Genomic DNA, 17,298 nt, shown 5'->3' on the forward strand with positions numbered 1-17,298 from the left:
CTTACTCTATGCGATAGGTGATTTATAGCCGTGGTATCAGGACTGTCTGGTGTGGATTAACTGCATCAGACAGTTTTGTTTATTGCTGAACCAACAAATTTGCTCATATAATCTCCTTTAATTGCTATATTGAACTTTTATTTTATTCAGTTTCATATAGCCATTATAGGAAAACAAATGACCATCCAGCAATACATTGACATCCTCAACACAAGGTATAAAACAGGCATTTCCAGAGAGCATAGCTATCGCAGTGATTTGCAAGTACTGATATCAACCTTAGCACTCGATGTATTGGTTACCAATGAGCCTGCTCGGGTAGCATGCGGTGCGCCTGATTACATAATCACCAAGCAGGACATTCCAGTTGGCTACATCGAGGCGAAGGATATTGGAGTAGCGTTGAGTAGTAAATCATTAAAGGAGCAGTTTGACCGCTACCGTGCTTCACTGGACAACCTTATCATCACTGACTACTTGGATTTTCACTTATATATTGATGGTGAGTTTAAAACCTCGGTCAAGATAGCGGAGATACACAATGGTCAGATTCATCCCTTGCCTGAGAATTTCATGATGTTTGAAAACATGATGAAAGACTTCTGCTCTCACCTCGGTCAAACCATTAAGAGTTCGAAGAAGCTGGCTGAGATGATGGCAGCAAAAGCAAGAATGCTTGCAGACGTAATTGAGAAGGCTCTTAATAGTGATGAAGAAAATCATGAGAACAGTACCCTGCAAGAGCAGATGAATGCTTTCCAGCAGATTCTGATTCACGACATTAAGACCAGGGAGTTTGCTGATATCTACGCACAGACTATCGCCTATGGTATGTTCGCTGCTCGTTTGCACGACCCTACGCTTCCAACATTTTCTCGTCAGGAAGCTGCACAGTTAATACCCAAATCAAATCCATTTTTAAGGACAATGTTCAACTATATCGGCTTTGACTTGGATAGCCGTGTAGTATGGATAGTAGATGGGCTGGCAGATTTATTCCGTGCTACTGATATCGCTGCGCTGCTCAAGAACTTCGGTAAGGCTACACAGACACACGACCCCATCATACACTTTTATGAAACATTTCTTGCTGAGTACGACCCGAAACTGCGTAAGGCACGTGGTGTGTGGTACACGCCAGAGCCAGTCGTAAATTTTATCGTTCGTGCTGTTGACGATATCCTTAAAGCAGAGTTTAATCTACCACAGGGCTTGGCAGATACCTCTAAAACAAAAGTAAAGCTTAACATACCTACACATGATAAGCGGTATAAGGCAGGTCAGCGTGAGATTGAGCATGAGGTGCATAAGGTTCAGATTCTTGACCCTGCTACTGGTACAGGTACTTTCCTGGCGGAAGTGGTGAAGCACATTCACGGCAAGTATAAGAGCATGCAAGGTGTATGGAGCAGTTATGTGGAGAATCACCTGATACCACGCCTGAACGGTTTCGAGTTGCTGATGGCATCGTATGCTATGGCACATTTGAAGCTTGATTTGCTGCTGACAGAAACAGGATATAAGCCTACCAAAGACCAAAGATTCAGAGTTTATCTTACCAATAGTTTAGAAGAACATCATCCAGATACAGGTTCATTATTTGCCACTGCTCTGGCGAACGAAGCCAATGAGGCAAATCATATTAAGCGTGATACGCCTGTCATGTGTGTGATAGGTAATCCACCATATAGCGGAGAAAGTGCTAATACGGGAGAATGGATTATGAACTTGATGGAGGATTACAAAAAAGAACCAGGTGGTAAGGTTAAACTTCAGGAAAGAAACTCCAAGTGGATAAACGATGATTACGTAAAATTTATTCGATATGGGCAGCATTTTATAGAGCGTAATGGTGAAGGAATATTAGCATTCATCAACCCGCACGGTTTCTTAGAAAATCCAACATTTAGGGGTATGCGTTGGAATCTGCTTAGGACATATGACAAAATTTATACAATTGATTTACACGGAAACAGTAAGAAGAAAGAAGTATCTCCTGATGGTTCACCTGACATAAATGTATTTGATATTCAGCAAGGTGTTAGCATTAACCTATTTATTAAAACAGGGGAAAAGAATGCAGGTGAACTTGGAAAAGTTTATCACTACGACCTGTTTGGAAAGCGTGAGGTTAAATACGATTTTTTAATTGAAAGTTCATTAAAAACAATTCCGTTTACTGAACTACAAACCTCGGCACCTAACTACTATTTTTTTCAAAAAGATTTTGGTAATAAACATCTGTATGATGAAGGCTTCATGCTAACTGACTTATTCACAATTAATGGGGCAGGAGTCACTACAGCACATGACGAATTTGTAGTTGATGAAAATGAAAAGGTATTATTAGAGAGATTCATAGAGTTTAAAAATTGTCCAAATGATGCTAAGCTTTTACATCGCACTTTTAATGTCAAAGAAAAGAAAGGGTGGGATATCTTAGCTGGTTGGAATAATCTTCAAAGAGAAAAGGAATTATCAAAATTTGTAGTGCCGTTCTCCTACCGACCTTTTGATACACATTACATCTTTTATGAAAATAAGCTGGTGTGGCGAACTGTCCAAAAGGTGATGGAGCATTTTATTGTAGGAGAAAATGTAGGATTGTCTTTAGTTAGAAGGTCAAGAAGTAACGAATTTTTAACACCGATAGTAGTTAATGGGGTTACTGACAAATGCTACTCTTCATCATTAGACAATTCTAATACCTTTCCTCTTTATCTATATCCAGAAAAGACTGCTCAAAAAAGTATAGATAATCAACCAACTCGCACACCAAATCTTGACAAGAAGATTTGGCAGCAAATAGCTAATGCAATAGGCTTAAAATTCACAACAGAGAAAGAAAGCACATCAGGCACGTTTGCTCCTATTGATATCTTAGACTATATCTACGCTGTGCTGCACAGTCCATCCTACCGAGAGAAGTATAAGGAGTTTTTGAAGATAGATTTCCCACGTGTGCCGTACCCAACTGATGCTGATGAGTTCTGGTCACTGGTAAAGTTAGGTGGTAAACTGCGCCATATACACCTGTTGGAAAGTCCTGCGGTGGAAGACTACATCACCAACTATCCAGAAGATGGTAATAACGTGGTTGATAAGCCACGCTATGAGAACGGGAAAGTTTACATCAACGACAACCAGTACTTTGCTGACGTGCCACAGACTGCATGGGAGTTCTACATCGGTGGCTACCAACCTGCTCAAAAGTGGCTTAAAGACAGGAAAGGTCGAGAGTTATCGTTTGAAGATATCCTGCACTACCAGAAAATCATTGTTGCCTTGACCGAGACCGATAAGTTGATGAAGGAGATTGATGAAGTGTTGGTTAAAGAGACCTCTGAAGCTACCACCAATTAAATACCTATCACTACCTTATCTAAACAAGTATCTACTTCAATGATGAAAACTTCTGAGAAAAAGAACCTGATACTAACCGCTCTTTATGAGCAAGGTTTGAATGGTCAATCATATGATGTGAAAGAACTAATGTCTTCTCACAGCATATTCAAGGCTGGTGAACTTCGTGTGCTTACCAAATCATTAGAAGATGCTGGTTTGATAAAGATGTCGGCAACACGTGAAGCAATTTATGTGGAGTTAACAGCGGATGGAGCGGAGTACGTTGAGGACTTTCCTGGTAGTTCAACCCAATCAAACAATTACGAACCTACTGATACGTTTTCCGCTTCTGAGAAGAAGATTATCATTGAAAAACTAAATGACCTAACTGAGCAACTTAAACAGCTTCAGTTAGGTCAAGAAATCACCTATGATGATATACGTGCCGAAATGCAGGAGATGAAACAATTGTCAAATGTACTCGGCAAGAAGCACTGGTTTCAGGTATTAAAAGGTAAAATGATAGATATTGGTCTTGGCTCTTTATCTGATAAAGCTTTTTCTTTAATGTCAGATGCATTTACTGATGGAACACCATTGCTGAACAACCCATAAAGAATGTGAGATAGTATAACAGCACGTTAAACGTAAAACATCATCTTAACAGCATCTAACCACGCTATCGGAATGACTATTCAATGTCTTTGAAGAATTCATCGAATTCCTTCCACTTATCGTCTCTTTTATAGTTAGATTTTTCTTTTTCGAACATCATCAAGTCATTCTCAAGCCAATCATCCACTTCATCTACATTGTCCAGAAACAGAGGAAGTAATAATTCATCCATTTCGAAATCTGATATCCTGTAAGGTTGCTTCGGTGCGAATAGTGGGTTCTGGCTATAAACGTATTTATTCTTGCTGTACATCTTATGTAATATTGTTTTAGATTATATATCCAGAACATAACATTACATATTCATGTCACTTCCGACTTCTACAGCACACCCAAAACTTCAGTTTTATACAAGTTAATGATATACTATACTATCACTAATTATAAGATAGGTTAATGAATTAGTGATTGCTGATACATCAAGAATGTATAGTGAAATCTTTTTAGGCTCGTGGTCTGAGTTTTCGTGATTATAGAACAACGATTATCTATAATTCCCACTGGTCATAATTATCACACAACAACGGACAGCAACCTATGAACACCGTAAGTATATCCGAAAGCTGGTGTTTCGCATCCGCTCACCACCAACTGTTTCACTCCGCTTCGCTACGTTCATGGCTGAACCATTCACTGCAAAGTTTTTGGTTTATTTAAACTTAAAGAGGTATGCCCAAAAAAATCTACATCATTATTGATAGTATAATGGTTGATATGTGGAGTGGATTGAATGGGAAAAATGGGAAAAGAAAGAAAATGAATTTATACAAGTTAATGATATAATATATCTTATAGATTTATAACAATCACAGTAAGTAAATTTAAACAACCCACACCATCACCTGGAACTGTTGTTGTGTCGTCAGACGCAAACAACAACAGTGAGTGAACAAGGTGAACAGGAATCATAAATCATAGGTTAAAAACTTAAAAGACAGATATATGCAACATGTTTGTAATAAATAAAAAATGTTAGAGAAAGACGTGAAATAGTAAGTCCATTCTTAAAACAAAGACCTTTCATTTTTATATATGTATTAAAATCCAACATATAGAAATGATTAAAAATGGTCAAAGATGTCCAGTATGCAAATTGTACTGGAATGATAATACAAAGAAGTGGCTGAAGAAACCACCACGTGAATCCTCAAAAGGTTCACACAAAGGGAAGTCTTATCTTCATCAACTGAACCAGATTCAGGGTTCAGCATCAAAATGGAAGTCCTATGCATGGCTTCCCATCAACCTAACCGTTGAGCAGATTCTGTCCGATGCCGAAAAGCTATGGGATGATAAATCCGACTTCTGCCTGGACAGGGCATTGAGTTTGTCATCGCTGCTCATCATATCCCGAACCAAGGACAGCGAAAAACATAAGTTTGGCTACAAGAACGGCTACATCAACGTTTATGCGGATGATATGAGGAAATGGGTGTACAGCCGTTATGAGGTGTACCTCAGGTTCTTCGAAATGGCTGGCTATATCATGCCTTACATAAAAGGAAGAAAGGGCTATATGGCTTCCAATCAGGTACAGCAAGGGTACTCCAAACAGTATAAGTTCAATCCACTGCTGCTGGTAAAGCAAGGCGATAAAAGGAAGTACCACAGAACAGAATATACCACACATCGTCTGCTGGTAAAGCTTCATCAGCAAAAGGTCTCGAAACAGAACCTGATTAAGAACCTTCAAGTCAGAAGCACCATGGTGGACAACGTTTACAAGATGATTGACGCACTTGATTTTGAGGCTTTTGAAAAGTGGTGTCTGGATAACCCATCGGAGTTCAAGTCAGCAGACATCATGAACGATATGATTGTAACGGTGTCGGAGATTAAGAACGGTAGCGTATACATCAACCCAAAGGATGGTTACGGTTTCCGATTCCACTCTCCTTTCACCAATCTCAAGAAGGTGATTCGAAAGTTCATCATGATTGATGGCGCACCAGCATCCGAACTTGATATTAAAAACAGCCAGTTCTTCTTTCTGGCTTGTCTTACCCTGTATCCAGAAGCCTGCACGGACATTCTAAAAAGCAGTGTAAACACAAGGGAGTTGAGGACTATTATCCACACTTTGAGATTCTTCTACTATACGTATCCAGATTTCAAGGACTTCATTGATGCATCCTTAGAAGGAACTGTATATGATTCACTGGTAGACAGACTCAACTTAACAGGAAAAAACTATAAGGTAAGAAGAAATAAAGCGAAGGATTTATGTTTCGGTGCCTTGTTTAGTAAAAAAGAGCAGTGTGAGAACCTGAAGTCTTTACTCGTGTGGGAGTTTCCCAACCTGATTAGGGTATGCGAAATCATTAACGGTGGTAAGTATCCGCTGCCAAAGCTACTCCAACGAATAGAATCGCATATGATGGTTGATACGGTAGCTGTGACAGCAGCAGACAACGTTGATGGGATTTATACAACCGTGCATGATTCGGTACTGTGTGGGGCATCTGACCTGCCGATTTTCGAGGCTCTGATTAAAGATGCTTTCGACACCGCTGGATTACCGCAACCCATGGTGTCTATAAAGAATAATGGAAGCCAGGTGGAACATGAGATAGTGACTGAGCAGAAGGTTACTGTAACTGCCGAACTACCTGATTTAAAGCCATTAGCTGAACTACAGCAGCGTTTCGAGGCACAATTCGAATCAGAAGCTTACAGGAAATCAATCGCTCGTAAAGAGCCTGAGGTTAGCTACAATGTAAAAAAGCGGAAGAAGGCAATTACTTGTGGAATCGAGTGGTAGTGTTATAAACCGTTTGATATATCAAAGCCACTTCAATATGCTATGTTGACGAGTTAATGAACTGTTTTCTAAAAGGTCTGAAATTAATTTCAAAATATTTTAAACTTCTTCATTTTCTGTTCTATTAAGTGCATTGAATAACTTAAATGAACAGAAATGAATACGATATTAAAGAATATAATTAACCAACCTGTACAGCAGCAGAAGAAGATTTCAAAATCTAAACTCCGCAAGCTAACCTATAACAGCCCGATTTTGAAGATGCTTGAGCATGGAAGCTTCAACAGCTATGATGAGACAGAAGGGATATATCACTTCTACAACTTGGAAGCTGGTTATCAGCGAGGTCTGTTTGATATGGTTAATAAATGCACCCAAAGCACAAATTCGGTAGTTCTATACTACATCGACCACTCTGAAACTGCGATATTCAGGATTTACAATGCGGCAGACAATACATCCAGCACCATGCATTTCCATGGGGAATCGGTGCGTGAGGCGATTGAATACCTCTTTAACATTAGGTTCACCACAGAAATATTGATTCTCAAACCCACGAAGGATAAAGTGTTTGAAGAAAGAATGAAGCAGTCGAAAACCGAGTTTGATGGTTTCAAACGCTTCCATGACCATTTGATTTTCTATGATAGTTGTACTGCTTTCGAACTAACTGCTACTACAGACAAAGCTTTGAAAGCAGGAATCACCCATATGAAGTACGTTGACCAGATGTTCAGCCACGCAGAATGGGTGGATACTGCACAGCACCCTCAGAAAGATGGATTATATAAATGGCTGTGGTATGAAGATGATAACCTCATTATGTACAACTTGTGCCAGATACACAATAACGAGGGTTCGCTATTCCATGACTTTTACTTTTCATATGATGAAAGTTTGATGAACAGCAGTGCCTATTATGACTTTGACAATGAAATGCTTCTGATGAAGTTAAATGCTTTATGCAGAAAAGATAACATAGGTAACATCCTTGCTGGATTGTAGTGCCACATTTAGAAAAGGATAGCTGGTTAGTCGGCTATCCTCTTTGCTTTTATAGATACCGACTTTATAACAAAACTATAAATACCAGCAATATCTACAATATCAACAATTTCACAGGCTGATAATTGCACTGAAAATCTATCAATCCCTATATTGCGACTCGATTGTTTATTTACGTTTACGCATACACTTACAGTGGAAGAGACATTAACAGAAGAAGTAAAAGAGGTTAAAAGAACCTTTGCCATCGCAGAGGACTTGTTCGTGAAGTTAGAAAACCTGGCATATTGGGATAGGACTACACAAAAGGACATACTTAACGAGGCGTTGGAACAGTACTTCGCAGATAAGGAGGTAAAGCCCATACCAGATAAGCAGCGCAAAGGAAAGCGTGGCAGGAAGCCAGCATGAATGCGAGACCTTAACAACGGTGAACTGGAACTTAACAGAATCTATCATGGCGACTGTTTCAACTTTTTGCCACTAATGAAAGAGAAGTCTGTGGACATGATTTTCACTGACCTGCCTTTTGGTACAACTCAAGCAAAATGGGATAAGCCACTCGACCTGGATAAGCTGTGGAGCCAGTATGAGCGTGTTATAAAGGATAACGGGGCTATTCTTTTGTTTGCACAGGCACCTTTCGACAAGGTGCTGGCGGCAAGCAACCTTAAAATGTTCAGATATGAGTGGGTGTGGGAAAAGACCCATGCCACTGGTCATCTGAATTCGAAGAAGATGCCCATGAAGGCGCATGAGCAGGTATTGGTCTTCTACAAAAACTTACCTACCTACAACCCTCAGAAGACAAGCGGTCACAAGCTGAAGAGCGTTAAGGTCACGAGCAGAAAGTCCATAGAGTCCACTATCTACAACAAACATGACAGACATGTGGACTACGCATCGACAGAGCGGTATCCACGGTCTGTTGTGAAATTTGCGTCCGACAGGCAGAAGCTTAGCCTTCATGAGACGCAGAAGCCCGAGAAGCTGCTGGAATACTTCATAAGGACGTACAGCAACGAGGGGGATGTGGTGCTGGACACATGCGCTGGCAGCGGTAGCCTGGCTGCTGCATGCATTAACTCTAACCGCAGGTTCATCTGCATGGAGAAAGACGAGTATCACTACAATGTGTCAGTTGAGCGCATCGCTGGTATACAGGAAAAAGAATAAGCCCAATCACGAAGCCAAATGCCACAGAACCGATAGCAGACAGTTTTTAGCTAATGCGTGGTCAAAAGTGGTGCAGATTATCTTCTATAATTGAATATTTGCACCATTTATAACCACTTATTTAAAACAAATTCACTTTCTGGTGTATAATAAGTGTAGTCTTAAACACCATTCCCATGGAGAAGGATAGCTGCTTGGTCGGCTATCCTTTTTTGTTGAGTCAGCTTTTATAAAAAAGGAGGCTACACCTTGAAAATGTATCCAGTATCCTTCGAAGTTACTATACCAAAACTCTGAAAAATGACTATAATCTAATCTGCTGTTCATTTTCGTTCATCATGGGTGATTTCAGACAAGATAACGAGTTTAGGTACTCAGTATCCTTGATTTTCTTTGGCTGTAGGTAAAAGGTAATATTAGTAAGTATAGTATATCATTAACTTGTATAAAATGACTAATTAGGCACATCCTATGTCCTCTACGGTTGCCTCGCATTAGGTTCATTACATTGCCTATAAGAAGAAATCTATTCTATCGCTGGACAATGACCTTCTTGTTTAGCTGGTGCTGCTGTAGTGGCTTATACACCCTAAATAGAGTGGTTAGATATGCTGATGAAATAGGCAAAAAATTGCTCTTTGAGATACCCGAAATTAATATCTAAGATTTTTAAACTATTCCTTTTTCTGGTGTATAAGATGTACAAAGCAATTAAAAATAATGAATTTGACACCAGAAAGTACGATAGGCGCAGCTATAGCCGAACATGCATATAATGTGGAGGAAACGTTCAGGATGCTGAATAACAGCGACACGTTTCAAAGACTTCTGCAATCAGGATATAACGTAATTGACCATGATAACGGAAACTTTCACTATTTTAATTTGACTAACTGTGAGTTATCCGAAATCCTTTGCAACATCAGGAATGCTTCGCACAAGTCCGAGAAGGTCTTAACATATTATCTTGCCTCAGATAATGCAGTCTGCTTCAAGATACAAGGTATAGAGGAAGTCATGGCGCAGTCGATGTATATCTATGACCTTTCCCTGGTGCCTGTTTTAGAATACGTTCTCGGGATTGCAATCTCCCCTGATAGACAGACCGTAGCAAATTTAAACAAAAGGAGCTTTGGGGTGAGAAAAGCAGGGAGACTGCGAGACTATGGTGATTCAGAGGAAACCTCGACCATATGGCTCTCACAGGAAAATAGGCGCATTAGAGTAGTGACGAAGACCTTAGATGCATTTCAAACAGGGCTAACCCATATTAACCATCTTGTAAACTCTTCTCCTGAATTCCAATGGCTACAAGATGGTAAATCACCTCGACAAGCAGTGCTTTACAAGGATTTCTGCATCCCGTACCCCAATTTCATTGAGCTTATGCTATACGCAGTAAACGGGAGCCTTCGTGTACCTGAATACACGATATCCTTGGAGTTTGAAGGAGGGTTAGCTGGAACTATCCACCGTGCAATCAGAAACAATACAGGTGCAGAAAACGAAGAGCTGCTAAAAATGCTTAACGTTCTGAATAGGGCGCAAAGGATAGGTGATATCCTGACATAAGAAGATTATTAAGGGTAAACATAAACTTTCCTGATGAAAGTGGTTTCGCCAAATGGAAGCAGGAATTACTGGCGAATCTGACTTGACCCTACAGTGCTTTGAATAAATAAAACTAATATATTTAGCTTTTATAATTCTTGTTTACGTATTTGCTAACTGTTTTAGTATTTAAGGCTAAAAGTTAGACGATATGTGCAGCGCAAAAATTATCCCTATTGACTCACATCTGCTGGAGACACTTGATTTCGATTATTTCGGAAGCATGGAAATTCCTCTGTATGCTTCTTTTGTATCAGCGGGATTCCCAAGCCCAAGTGACGATTACTTGGAAGATAAAATCGACTTGGGTAAGTATCTCATCCAGAACCCCACATCTACTTTCATGATGCGAGTGAAAGGCTCTTCCATGGTCGATGCCAACATCCATGATGGCGATATACTGGTCATTGACAAATCTCTGAAAGCTTCTGATGGCATGCCAGTAGTGTGCTTTTTAGATGGGGAGTTTACGGTAAAGACCTTTAAGAAAATTGGCAACAAAGCTTACCTGATGCCAGCCAATCCAGCCTACAAGCCCATAGAGGTCACAGAAGAGATGGATATGCGGGTATGGGGTGTGGTGGTGTGGATACTCCATAAACCAGTAAGGCAATGACTACGCTGTTCGCTTTATGTGACTGCAACAACTTCTACGCATCGTGTGAGCGTGTCTTCGACCCATCGCTAAACGGGAAGCCTGTTGTGGTGCTGAGCAACAACGATGGCTGCGTGATAGCCCGTAGCAACGAAGCGAAAGCGTTGGGGATACCAATGGGAGAGCCGTACTTCAAAATCAGGAATCTGGTGGAGAATGGACGCATATCTGCATACTCTTCTAACTATGTACTCTATGGCGATATGTCGGATAGGGTAATGCAAACGCTATCTCTTTTCACCCCAAATGTGGAAGTATACTCCATAGATGAATGCTTCCTGGACTTGGGTGATTTCTACGACATCGACCTGTTCTCCTACGCTTGGGAGATAAAGAGAACGGTACAGCAGTGGACTGGCATACCAGTCAGTTTAGGGGTGGCACCAACCAAGGCTCTTTCTAAGGTGGCTAACAGGCTCGCCAAGAAGTCTACTAAAGCAAATGGAGTTCTGGTACTGACAGACCCGTACCACATCCAGAAGGCATTGGAAGCTACCAAAATCGAGGATGTGTGGGGTATCGGTGGTCAGTACGCCAAATTCCTGAAGAAGCGCAGCATCAATACCGCTCTCGACTTTTCGAAACTATCGGAGAATTGGGTAAAGCAGAATATGACCATCGTAGGTGTTCGGTTGCTGAAAGAACTGCGTGGGGAGTCGTGTCTGGAACTCGATGAAGTGGCTCCACCCAAAAAGAACATCTGTACATCCAGAAGCTTCGGAAAGAAAGTCAACACCTTCGATGAACTACAAGAATCTACGGCATCATACGCTGCCAAGTGCGCCAGAAAGCTTCGGCAGCAGAAGAGTTGCGCCTGCCTTATCACCGTATTCATCCACACCAACCGCTTCTCTGAGAACGACAAACAGTACTATAACAGCAAGACCATCTGCATGCCAGTTGCTACTAACTCTGATATCGAGTTAATCCACTATGCAAGTATCGCTTTGAAAGAAATCTATCGTGATGGGTACTGGTATAAGAAGTCAGGTGTAATTGTGTCTGAGATTGTGCCAGACAACATGATACAACTTGACCTACTGGATACACTGGATAGGGATAAGCATGCACGGCTTATGGGTGTGATAGATGGATTAACAGACAGGTTCGGCAGAAGCAAGGTTAGGGTAGCTACCCAAGGTATAGATAATACTTGGATGCTGAGAAGTGACTTTAAGTCACCATGCTACACGACTCGAATTGACGAAATACAGAAGGTCTATGTGAGATAGTCAACTTAGATATTGCAGTTAAAGTTAACTGCCAATAAAAGATGGTTTTGACAAGAAACTTTACCGTTTTGACTAAAATTTGACGAAACTTAAAACAAAAAAGCCCTAAATCGCTGATATTTAGCTATTTAGGGCTTTTACTTTGCAGAGAGTGAGGGATTCGAACCCCCGGACCTGTTACAGTCAACGGTTTTCAAGACCGCCGCGTTCGACCACTCCGCCAACTCTCTGTAATTGAATCGAGCACAAAAGTATAGTGCCGCGCTGAATATTCAAAGCTATACGCAAATATTTTTTACCGGTTTGTGCGCTAAAGGTATAAGCAGCTGATTTTGAAGCGCAAAATTTTTCGATGTATTGCTCTATACCTTGCAACAGCCACCTGCACCTCTAGCTCTCAGGCCGCCGCAGAGGCCGCTTCGGAAGCATGCTGTGCCGTCTTGCGGGTAAGGCGTTTGGTCACCGTGTCGATGCTCACATTGATTTCGAAGCCCAGGATCAAGATCATCGACACAAAGTCAAGCCAGATCATCAGACCGATGAGGGCGCCAATGGAGCCGTAGAACTTGTTGTAGGTATCGAAGGCGCTGATATAGAGCGAGAAGATCAGTGACACCAAAAAGATCAGGATTGTGGCCACTACAGCACCAGCCGAGAAGAAAGGCCACTTGTCCTGTATGGCCGGCACATAGTAGTAAATGAGTGAAGTAGCCAACAGGAAAAGCAGAATGATGGCCACGTACTTCAGGATCACAATTAGGGTATAGGTATAGCTCTCGGTTACGATCTCGTAAAAGACCAGCACATCCAGAATCCACTGCCCAAAGAAGATGGCCGCCACTGCCAAAAACAGGATGGAAGAGAGCGCAATCGTCAACACCGTGGCAATCACTCGTTTCTTAAAGTAGGGCCGTTTGTAAAAGGTATGGTACTTTTTATCGAAGGCATCCATCAGCGACATGATGCCGTTGGTTGACAGAATCAGGGCAAAAAGAAAACCGAAAGACAACAGTCCCCCGCGTGGTTTGTTTACGATGTCATCGATGGTGCCGTAAGCCACGGTATACATTTCCTCAGGAAGGATTTCACCCAGGAAACTGAGGATACTCTCCCCCAGGTCCAACGACAAAATGCTGGGCATATAAGGTATGAGTGTGAAGAGGAAGATGATAGTTGGGAAGATGGCTAAGGTAAAGTTGAAGGCCATGTAAGAGGCGCGTTTTGTAACGGAGTCCAGCCTGAGTTCGCCTAGCAGCACGTCGGCCACATCGTATACTGAAGACTGGCCGTTATTGAAACGCCACCTCTTCAGGAACACGATGAACTTGCGGTACGCTCTGCGGCGCTTCAGATATTGCTGGTTCAGCCTCATTCGCTATAGTATCCGTCCAACTTCTGGTGTATGAGCGCAGGTATAGCCGTCGGGCGTCCTGATTTCATGTCCACAAACACCATGGTGGTCTCGCCCACGTTCAGCAGCGTCTGTTCCTCGCTATACACCTCGTACTCAAACTTTATACGCGAGCCGTGCGGCTTGTGCTTCAGAAAGAGCTTGATCGTCAGCAGATCGTCGTACTTGGCTGGACGGATATACTTGCACTTAAGCTCGAGCACAGGCATCATCGTACCGGTCGCTTCCATCTCCTTGTAGTGTATACCTAGTCTCCTGAACACTTCCGTGCGGGCCACCTCATAATAAGCTGCGTAGTTGCCATAATAGACATAGCCCATCTGGTCGGTTTCGGCGTAGCGCACGCGTATCTGTACTTCTGATTCGAACATTTATTTAAATGGCTGGATGGCTAAATTGTTAAATGGTTGAAACCCCGAAACATTAATATCTCCTGCAGATTAACAAGTTAACAATGCAGCAATTAAACAATTTACTTCAAAATATTCCGCTGCGTCAGCGCTCTTTGGTAGCGGCGGGCGTTGGCGATGTGCTCGGCGTGCGTCACGGCGAAGCTGTGATAACCGGAGAAGTCTTCCTTGGCGCAGAAGTAAATGTACTTGTGCTCTTCCGGATTTAACACCGCGTCGATACTAGAAATGTCGGGTACGTTGATTGGGCCCGGAGGCAAACCGGCGTAGCGGTATGTGTTGTAAGGGGAGTCGTGCTGCAGGTGCACGTTGAGCACGCGGCGGATGGTGAAGTCGCGCACGGCATACACCACGGTCGGGTCGGCCTCCAGCTTCATGCCCTTCTGCAGACGGTTCAGGTATACGCCAGCCACACGCGGCTTCTCATCGTTCTTGATTGTCTCAGCCTGCACAATAGAAGCCAGTGTGGAAACCTCTTTCGGAGACAGTCCCATTTTCTCTGCTTTGGCTTTGCGCTCGTCGGTCCAGAAGCGGTCATACTCGGTTTTCATGCGCTGCATGAGCTCCGGGGCCGTGATAGTCCAGTATACCTCATAAGTATTCGGTATAAACATACTCACCACGGTGGTCGTGTCGAAGCCGAGCGTTTGGAGGTACTCCTGATCGTTAAGCAGACTGTCGATTTCGGCAGCAGACGGCTCCACAGCGGCGGCCAGTTTTTCGGCCAGTTGGCTGCGCAACCGGATGTTGTTGAACGTGATTCTAAGCGGTACCTGTTCACCCAGGCGTAGCACACCAATCAGTTGGCGGTTGCCCCAGCCGTTTTCAATCTTATACCTGCCCGGCTTCACCAGTTCGTCGTAGTCCATGAGCTTGGCCATAAAGCGCAGCGACAGGCGATCGATGATGGTACCGGTGGCCTCTACCGAGTCGAGGGCCTGCTCGTAGCTGGCGCCGGTTGGGATGTAGACATAAGTGTCCTGGCCTTTGGTGTCTACATTGGCCGTATACACGATCTGGTAGGCATAGTAGGAAAAGCTTACAAACAGGAATAGCAACAGCACGATAATGCCGGGTATCCACATGCTTTTCTCTTTTTTGACGCGTCTGCGTGGGGTGACTTCGTTAGCCATAATGTTATAAAAGACCCGAAAGAGGGTGTCAGGTTCCGGGCCCGTATAGTTTAGGCTACAAAAATAACACTAATCTTTATTATCTGACTAATTTTGAACCGGCATCTGTTCGAAGCACCTTGTTCACCAACCTGCACGGCTATACTTGCAACGCAGCGGGCTTTTAATCAGTATGTCCTACCTAATGCTCAACTTTACAAGATAAAACTATGCCGAACGCTGTTTTCCTCCAGATACATCCGGACAATCCTCAGCCTAAAAAAATACAGGAAGCGGTCGAGATCCTGCGCAACGGTGGTGTGATCATCTACCCGACCGATACCATCTACGGCCTCGGCTGCGACATCCATAACACAAGGGCGGTCGAGCGCGTCTGCCAGATCAAAGGTGTGAAGCCCGACAAGGTGAACCTCTCTTTTATTTGCTCCGACCTCACCCACATCTCCGACTACGCCAAGATCGACACGCCTACTTATAAGGTGATGAAAAAGGCGCTGCCCGGCCCTTTTACCTTCGTGCTCGATGCCAGCAGCCGCGTGCCCCGCTATGCCGGCAGCAAAAAGAAAACGGTAGGTATACGCGTACCCGATAACAAAATAGCTTTGGCGCTGGTGCAGGAGCTCGGCAACCCGATCCTTTCCACTTCCATCCGCGACGAGGACGAAGTGCTGGAGTACAGTACCGATCCGGAACTAATCTATGAGAAATACCGCAACCTGGTAGATGCCGTGATAGACGGTGGTCCCGGCCAAAACATTGCCTCCACTGTAATAGACGTCGCCAACAATTTTGAAGTGCTCCGCGAAGGCGCGGGGGATATTGAGGAATACTTATAGAGTTAAAAGTTATGAGTTGAGAGTTAAAAGTTGCGGCTAGCAGGATATACGCTTTGTTTTAACTCATAACTTTTAACTCTCAACTTGCGGCCTGCGGTCGCTTGTGTTTCCACCGCTTATGCGTCCAGAGGTAGTTGGCAGGGTTGCGGCGGATGGAGGCTTCGAGTTGGCGGGCGAAGGCCTCGGTGACCGGAAATACTCCCTCTTCGGGTTTGGTGCTGCCGTCGGAAAGGACATCGAACCTAAGGCGATAGTGGCCACGCTTGATGCGCTCCACATCCAGGAAAAGCACGGGACAACCAAAGGCATGCGCCAGCTTTTCGGCTCCGACAAAGAAAGGCGTATCCTGGTGCAGGAAAGTGGTCCAGAACTGAATTTCTCCGTAGGGTGGCGTTTGGTCTGAAAGCATGGCGACTACTCGTGGCACTTTTCTATTCCGCACAAAGTCGCGCATGGTATCCTTCATTTTGATCAGGCGGGCACCGAGCCGGCTACGCAGGTATAGCATAAACGCCTCGAAGAACTCATTCTTGAGTGGGCGGTATATACCCTCAGCAGGAAAGTCGTACTGCACTGCCCCCGCTGGCAACACCCATTCCCAGTTGCCGGAGTGAGACCCCATCGTAATAACCGGTTTCCCCTGCGCCACAAATCTATCAAGCACTTCCTGGTTGGAAAAAACGATGCGGCGGCGCATTTCGGCTGCATCCATCGAGGCCAATTTGAGTATCTCCACGATCAGGTCCGGAAACTGCCGGTAAAAGGCCCTGGCTATACCTTGTATCTCATGTTCTGACTTCTCCGGAAAGGAGTTGCGCAGGTTTTGGAGTACTACTTTTTTGCGGTAGCCAATGATATAATACACGAGCACAAACAAAAAGTCGGAAAGCAGGTATAGCACAGGCAGCGGCAGCAAGGACAGGCCTTTGAGCAGCCACCACAGCGGGTAGTACAACGTAGGTATGTTCGGGAATTTCTTCACAGGTATAAGTCAGTTGCAAAGGTACAATGTATACCTGCATTATGAAATTAAAGAAATCGTGCTTAT

General features: G+C 43.4%; 15 protein-coding genes and 1 tRNA gene. 10 read left to right on the top strand and 6 right to left on the bottom strand.

The window, feature by feature from the left end:
• The first annotated feature begins 177 nt into the window (after positions 1–177).
• Both C8E01_RS04660 and C8E01_RS04665 read left to right on the top strand, forming a co-directional pair.
• Positions 178–3,363, top strand: coding sequence for a type ISP restriction/modification enzyme (locus C8E01_RS04660; protein WP_116542189.1), 3,186 nt, complete (start codon positions 178–180; stop codon positions 3,361–3,363).
• 39 nt (positions 3,364–3,402) lie between these two features.
• Positions 3,403–3,960: a hypothetical protein gene (locus tag C8E01_RS04665; protein ID WP_116542190.1), complete on the top strand. Its 558-nt coding sequence runs from the start codon at positions 3,403–3,405 to the stop codon at positions 3,958–3,960.
• 76 nt (positions 3,961–4,036) lie between these two features.
• Here C8E01_RS04665 and C8E01_RS04670 read toward each other — a convergent pair whose 3' ends face one another.
• Positions 4,037–4,273, bottom strand: a complete 237-nt coding sequence (locus C8E01_RS04670; RefSeq protein ID WP_116542191.1) for a hypothetical protein — start codon at positions 4,271–4,273, stop codon at positions 4,037–4,039.
• A gap of 804 nt (positions 4,274–5,077) precedes the next feature.
• On the opposite strand from C8E01_RS04670, the gene C8E01_RS04675 reads away from it, so the two are divergent.
• From C8E01_RS04675 to C8E01_RS04705, 7 genes are all read left to right on the top strand, one after another.
• Positions 5,078–6,781 (top strand): hypothetical protein, encoded by a 1,704-nt coding sequence (locus C8E01_RS04675; protein WP_116542192.1) that lies wholly within the window; start codon positions 5,078–5,080, stop codon positions 6,779–6,781.
• Positions 6,782–6,937: 156 nt separating this feature from the next.
• Positions 6,938–7,786: a hypothetical protein gene (locus tag C8E01_RS04680; RefSeq protein WP_116542193.1), complete on the top strand. Its 849-nt coding sequence runs from the start codon at positions 6,938–6,940 to the stop codon at positions 7,784–7,786.
• Positions 7,787–7,981: 195 nt separating this feature from the next.
• Entirely contained in the window at positions 7,982–8,197 is a 216-nt protein-coding gene (locus C8E01_RS04685; RefSeq protein ID WP_116542194.1) for a hypothetical protein, read from the top strand.
• Positions 8,198–8,962: a DNA-methyltransferase gene (locus tag C8E01_RS04690; RefSeq protein WP_116542195.1), complete on the top strand. Its 765-nt coding sequence runs from the start codon at positions 8,198–8,200 to the stop codon at positions 8,960–8,962.
• A gap of 720 nt (positions 8,963–9,682) precedes the next feature.
• Positions 9,683–10,534, top strand: a complete 852-nt coding sequence (locus C8E01_RS04695; protein ID WP_116542196.1) for a hypothetical protein — start codon at positions 9,683–9,685, stop codon at positions 10,532–10,534.
• Positions 10,535–10,724: 190 nt separating this feature from the next.
• Positions 10,725–11,189, top strand: a complete 465-nt coding sequence (locus tag C8E01_RS04700; protein ID WP_116542197.1) for a LexA family protein — start codon at positions 10,725–10,727, stop codon at positions 11,187–11,189.
• The gene (locus C8E01_RS04705) at positions 11,186–12,460 is read left to right on the top strand and encodes a Y-family DNA polymerase (RefSeq protein ID WP_116542198.1); all 1,275 of its coding nucleotides are present in this window, start codon (positions 11,186–11,188) and stop codon (positions 12,458–12,460) included. Before C8E01_RS04700 ends, C8E01_RS04705 begins: the two co-directional genes overlap by 4 nt.
• A gap of 145 nt (positions 12,461–12,605) precedes the next feature.
• On the opposite strand, the gene C8E01_RS04710 is transcribed toward C8E01_RS04705, so the two are convergent.
• The 4 genes from C8E01_RS04710 to mltG form a co-directional block, all read right to left on the bottom strand.
• Positions 12,606–12,690 (bottom strand) — tRNA-Ser (locus C8E01_RS04710).
• A gap of 167 nt (positions 12,691–12,857) precedes the next feature.
• Positions 12,858–13,832: a YihY/virulence factor BrkB family protein gene (locus C8E01_RS04715; protein ID WP_116542199.1), complete on the bottom strand. Its 975-nt coding sequence runs from the start codon at positions 13,830–13,832 to the stop codon at positions 12,858–12,860.
• Entirely contained in the window at positions 13,829–14,242 is a 414-nt protein-coding gene (locus tag C8E01_RS04720) for an acyl-CoA thioesterase (RefSeq protein WP_116542200.1), read from the bottom strand. The genes C8E01_RS04715 and C8E01_RS04720 overlap by 4 nt, the downstream gene beginning before the upstream one ends.
• Before the next feature lie 101 nt (positions 14,243–14,343).
• The gene (gene mltG, locus C8E01_RS04725; RefSeq protein ID WP_243409428.1) at positions 14,344–15,414 is read right to left on the bottom strand and encodes an endolytic transglycosylase MltG; all 1,071 of its coding nucleotides are present in this window, start codon (positions 15,412–15,414) and stop codon (positions 14,344–14,346) included.
• 209 nt (positions 15,415–15,623) lie between these two features.
• On the opposite strand from mltG, the gene C8E01_RS04730 reads away from it, so the two are divergent.
• On the top strand, positions 15,624–16,250 hold the full coding sequence (locus tag C8E01_RS04730) for an L-threonylcarbamoyladenylate synthase (protein WP_116542201.1): 627 nt from the start codon (positions 15,624–15,626) through the stop codon (positions 16,248–16,250).
• Between the two features lie 79 nt (positions 16,251–16,329).
• Here C8E01_RS04730 and C8E01_RS04735 read toward each other — a convergent pair whose 3' ends face one another.
• A complete protein-coding gene (locus C8E01_RS04735) occupies positions 16,330–17,232 on the bottom strand; it encodes a lysophospholipid acyltransferase family protein (protein ID WP_243409429.1) in 903 nt (300 codons plus the stop codon).
• Positions 17,233–17,298: the final 66 nt, after the last annotated feature.

Source organism: Pontibacter virosus, from assembly GCF_003096355.1.
Taxonomy (GTDB): Bacteria; Bacteroidota; Bacteroidia; order Cytophagales; family Hymenobacteraceae; genus Pontibacter; species Pontibacter virosus.

Excerpts from the sequence above, each read along its gene's own strand:
- C8E01_RS04720 (WP_116542200.1), bottom strand. The coding sequence starts at position 14,242 with ATGTTCGAATCAGAAGTACAGATACGCGTGCGCTACGCCGAAACCGAC.
- C8E01_RS04695 (WP_116542196.1), top strand. The coding sequence starts at position 9,683 with ATGAATTTGACACCAGAAAGTACGATAGGCGCAGCTATAGCCGAACAT.
- C8E01_RS04690 (WP_116542195.1), top strand. The coding sequence starts at position 8,198 with ATGCGAGACCTTAACAACGGTGAACTGGAACTTAACAGAATCTATCAT.
- C8E01_RS04680 (WP_116542193.1), top strand. The coding sequence starts at position 6,938 with ATGAATACGATATTAAAGAATATAATTAACCAACCTGTACAGCAGCAG.
- C8E01_RS04670 (WP_116542191.1), bottom strand. The coding sequence starts at position 4,273 with ATGTACAGCAAGAATAAATACGTTTATAGCCAGAACCCACTATTCGCA.
- C8E01_RS04660 (WP_116542189.1), top strand. The coding sequence starts at position 178 with ATGACCATCCAGCAATACATTGACATCCTCAACACAAGGTATAAAACA.
- C8E01_RS04675 (WP_116542192.1), top strand. The coding sequence starts at position 5,078 with ATGATTAAAAATGGTCAAAGATGTCCAGTATGCAAATTGTACTGGAAT.
- C8E01_RS04705 (WP_116542198.1), top strand. The coding sequence starts at position 11,186 with ATGACTACGCTGTTCGCTTTATGTGACTGCAACAACTTCTACGCATCG.
- mltG (WP_243409428.1), bottom strand. The coding sequence starts at position 15,414 with ATGGCTAACGAAGTCACCCCACGCAGACGCGTCAAAAAAGAGAAAAGC.
- C8E01_RS04715 (WP_116542199.1), bottom strand. The coding sequence starts at position 13,832 with ATGAGGCTGAACCAGCAATATCTGAAGCGCCGCAGAGCGTACCGCAAG.
- C8E01_RS04730 (WP_116542201.1), top strand. The coding sequence starts at position 15,624 with ATGCCGAACGCTGTTTTCCTCCAGATACATCCGGACAATCCTCAGCCT.
- C8E01_RS04665 (WP_116542190.1), top strand. The coding sequence starts at position 3,403 with ATGATGAAAACTTCTGAGAAAAAGAACCTGATACTAACCGCTCTTTAT.
- C8E01_RS04700 (WP_116542197.1), top strand. The coding sequence starts at position 10,725 with ATGTGCAGCGCAAAAATTATCCCTATTGACTCACATCTGCTGGAGACA.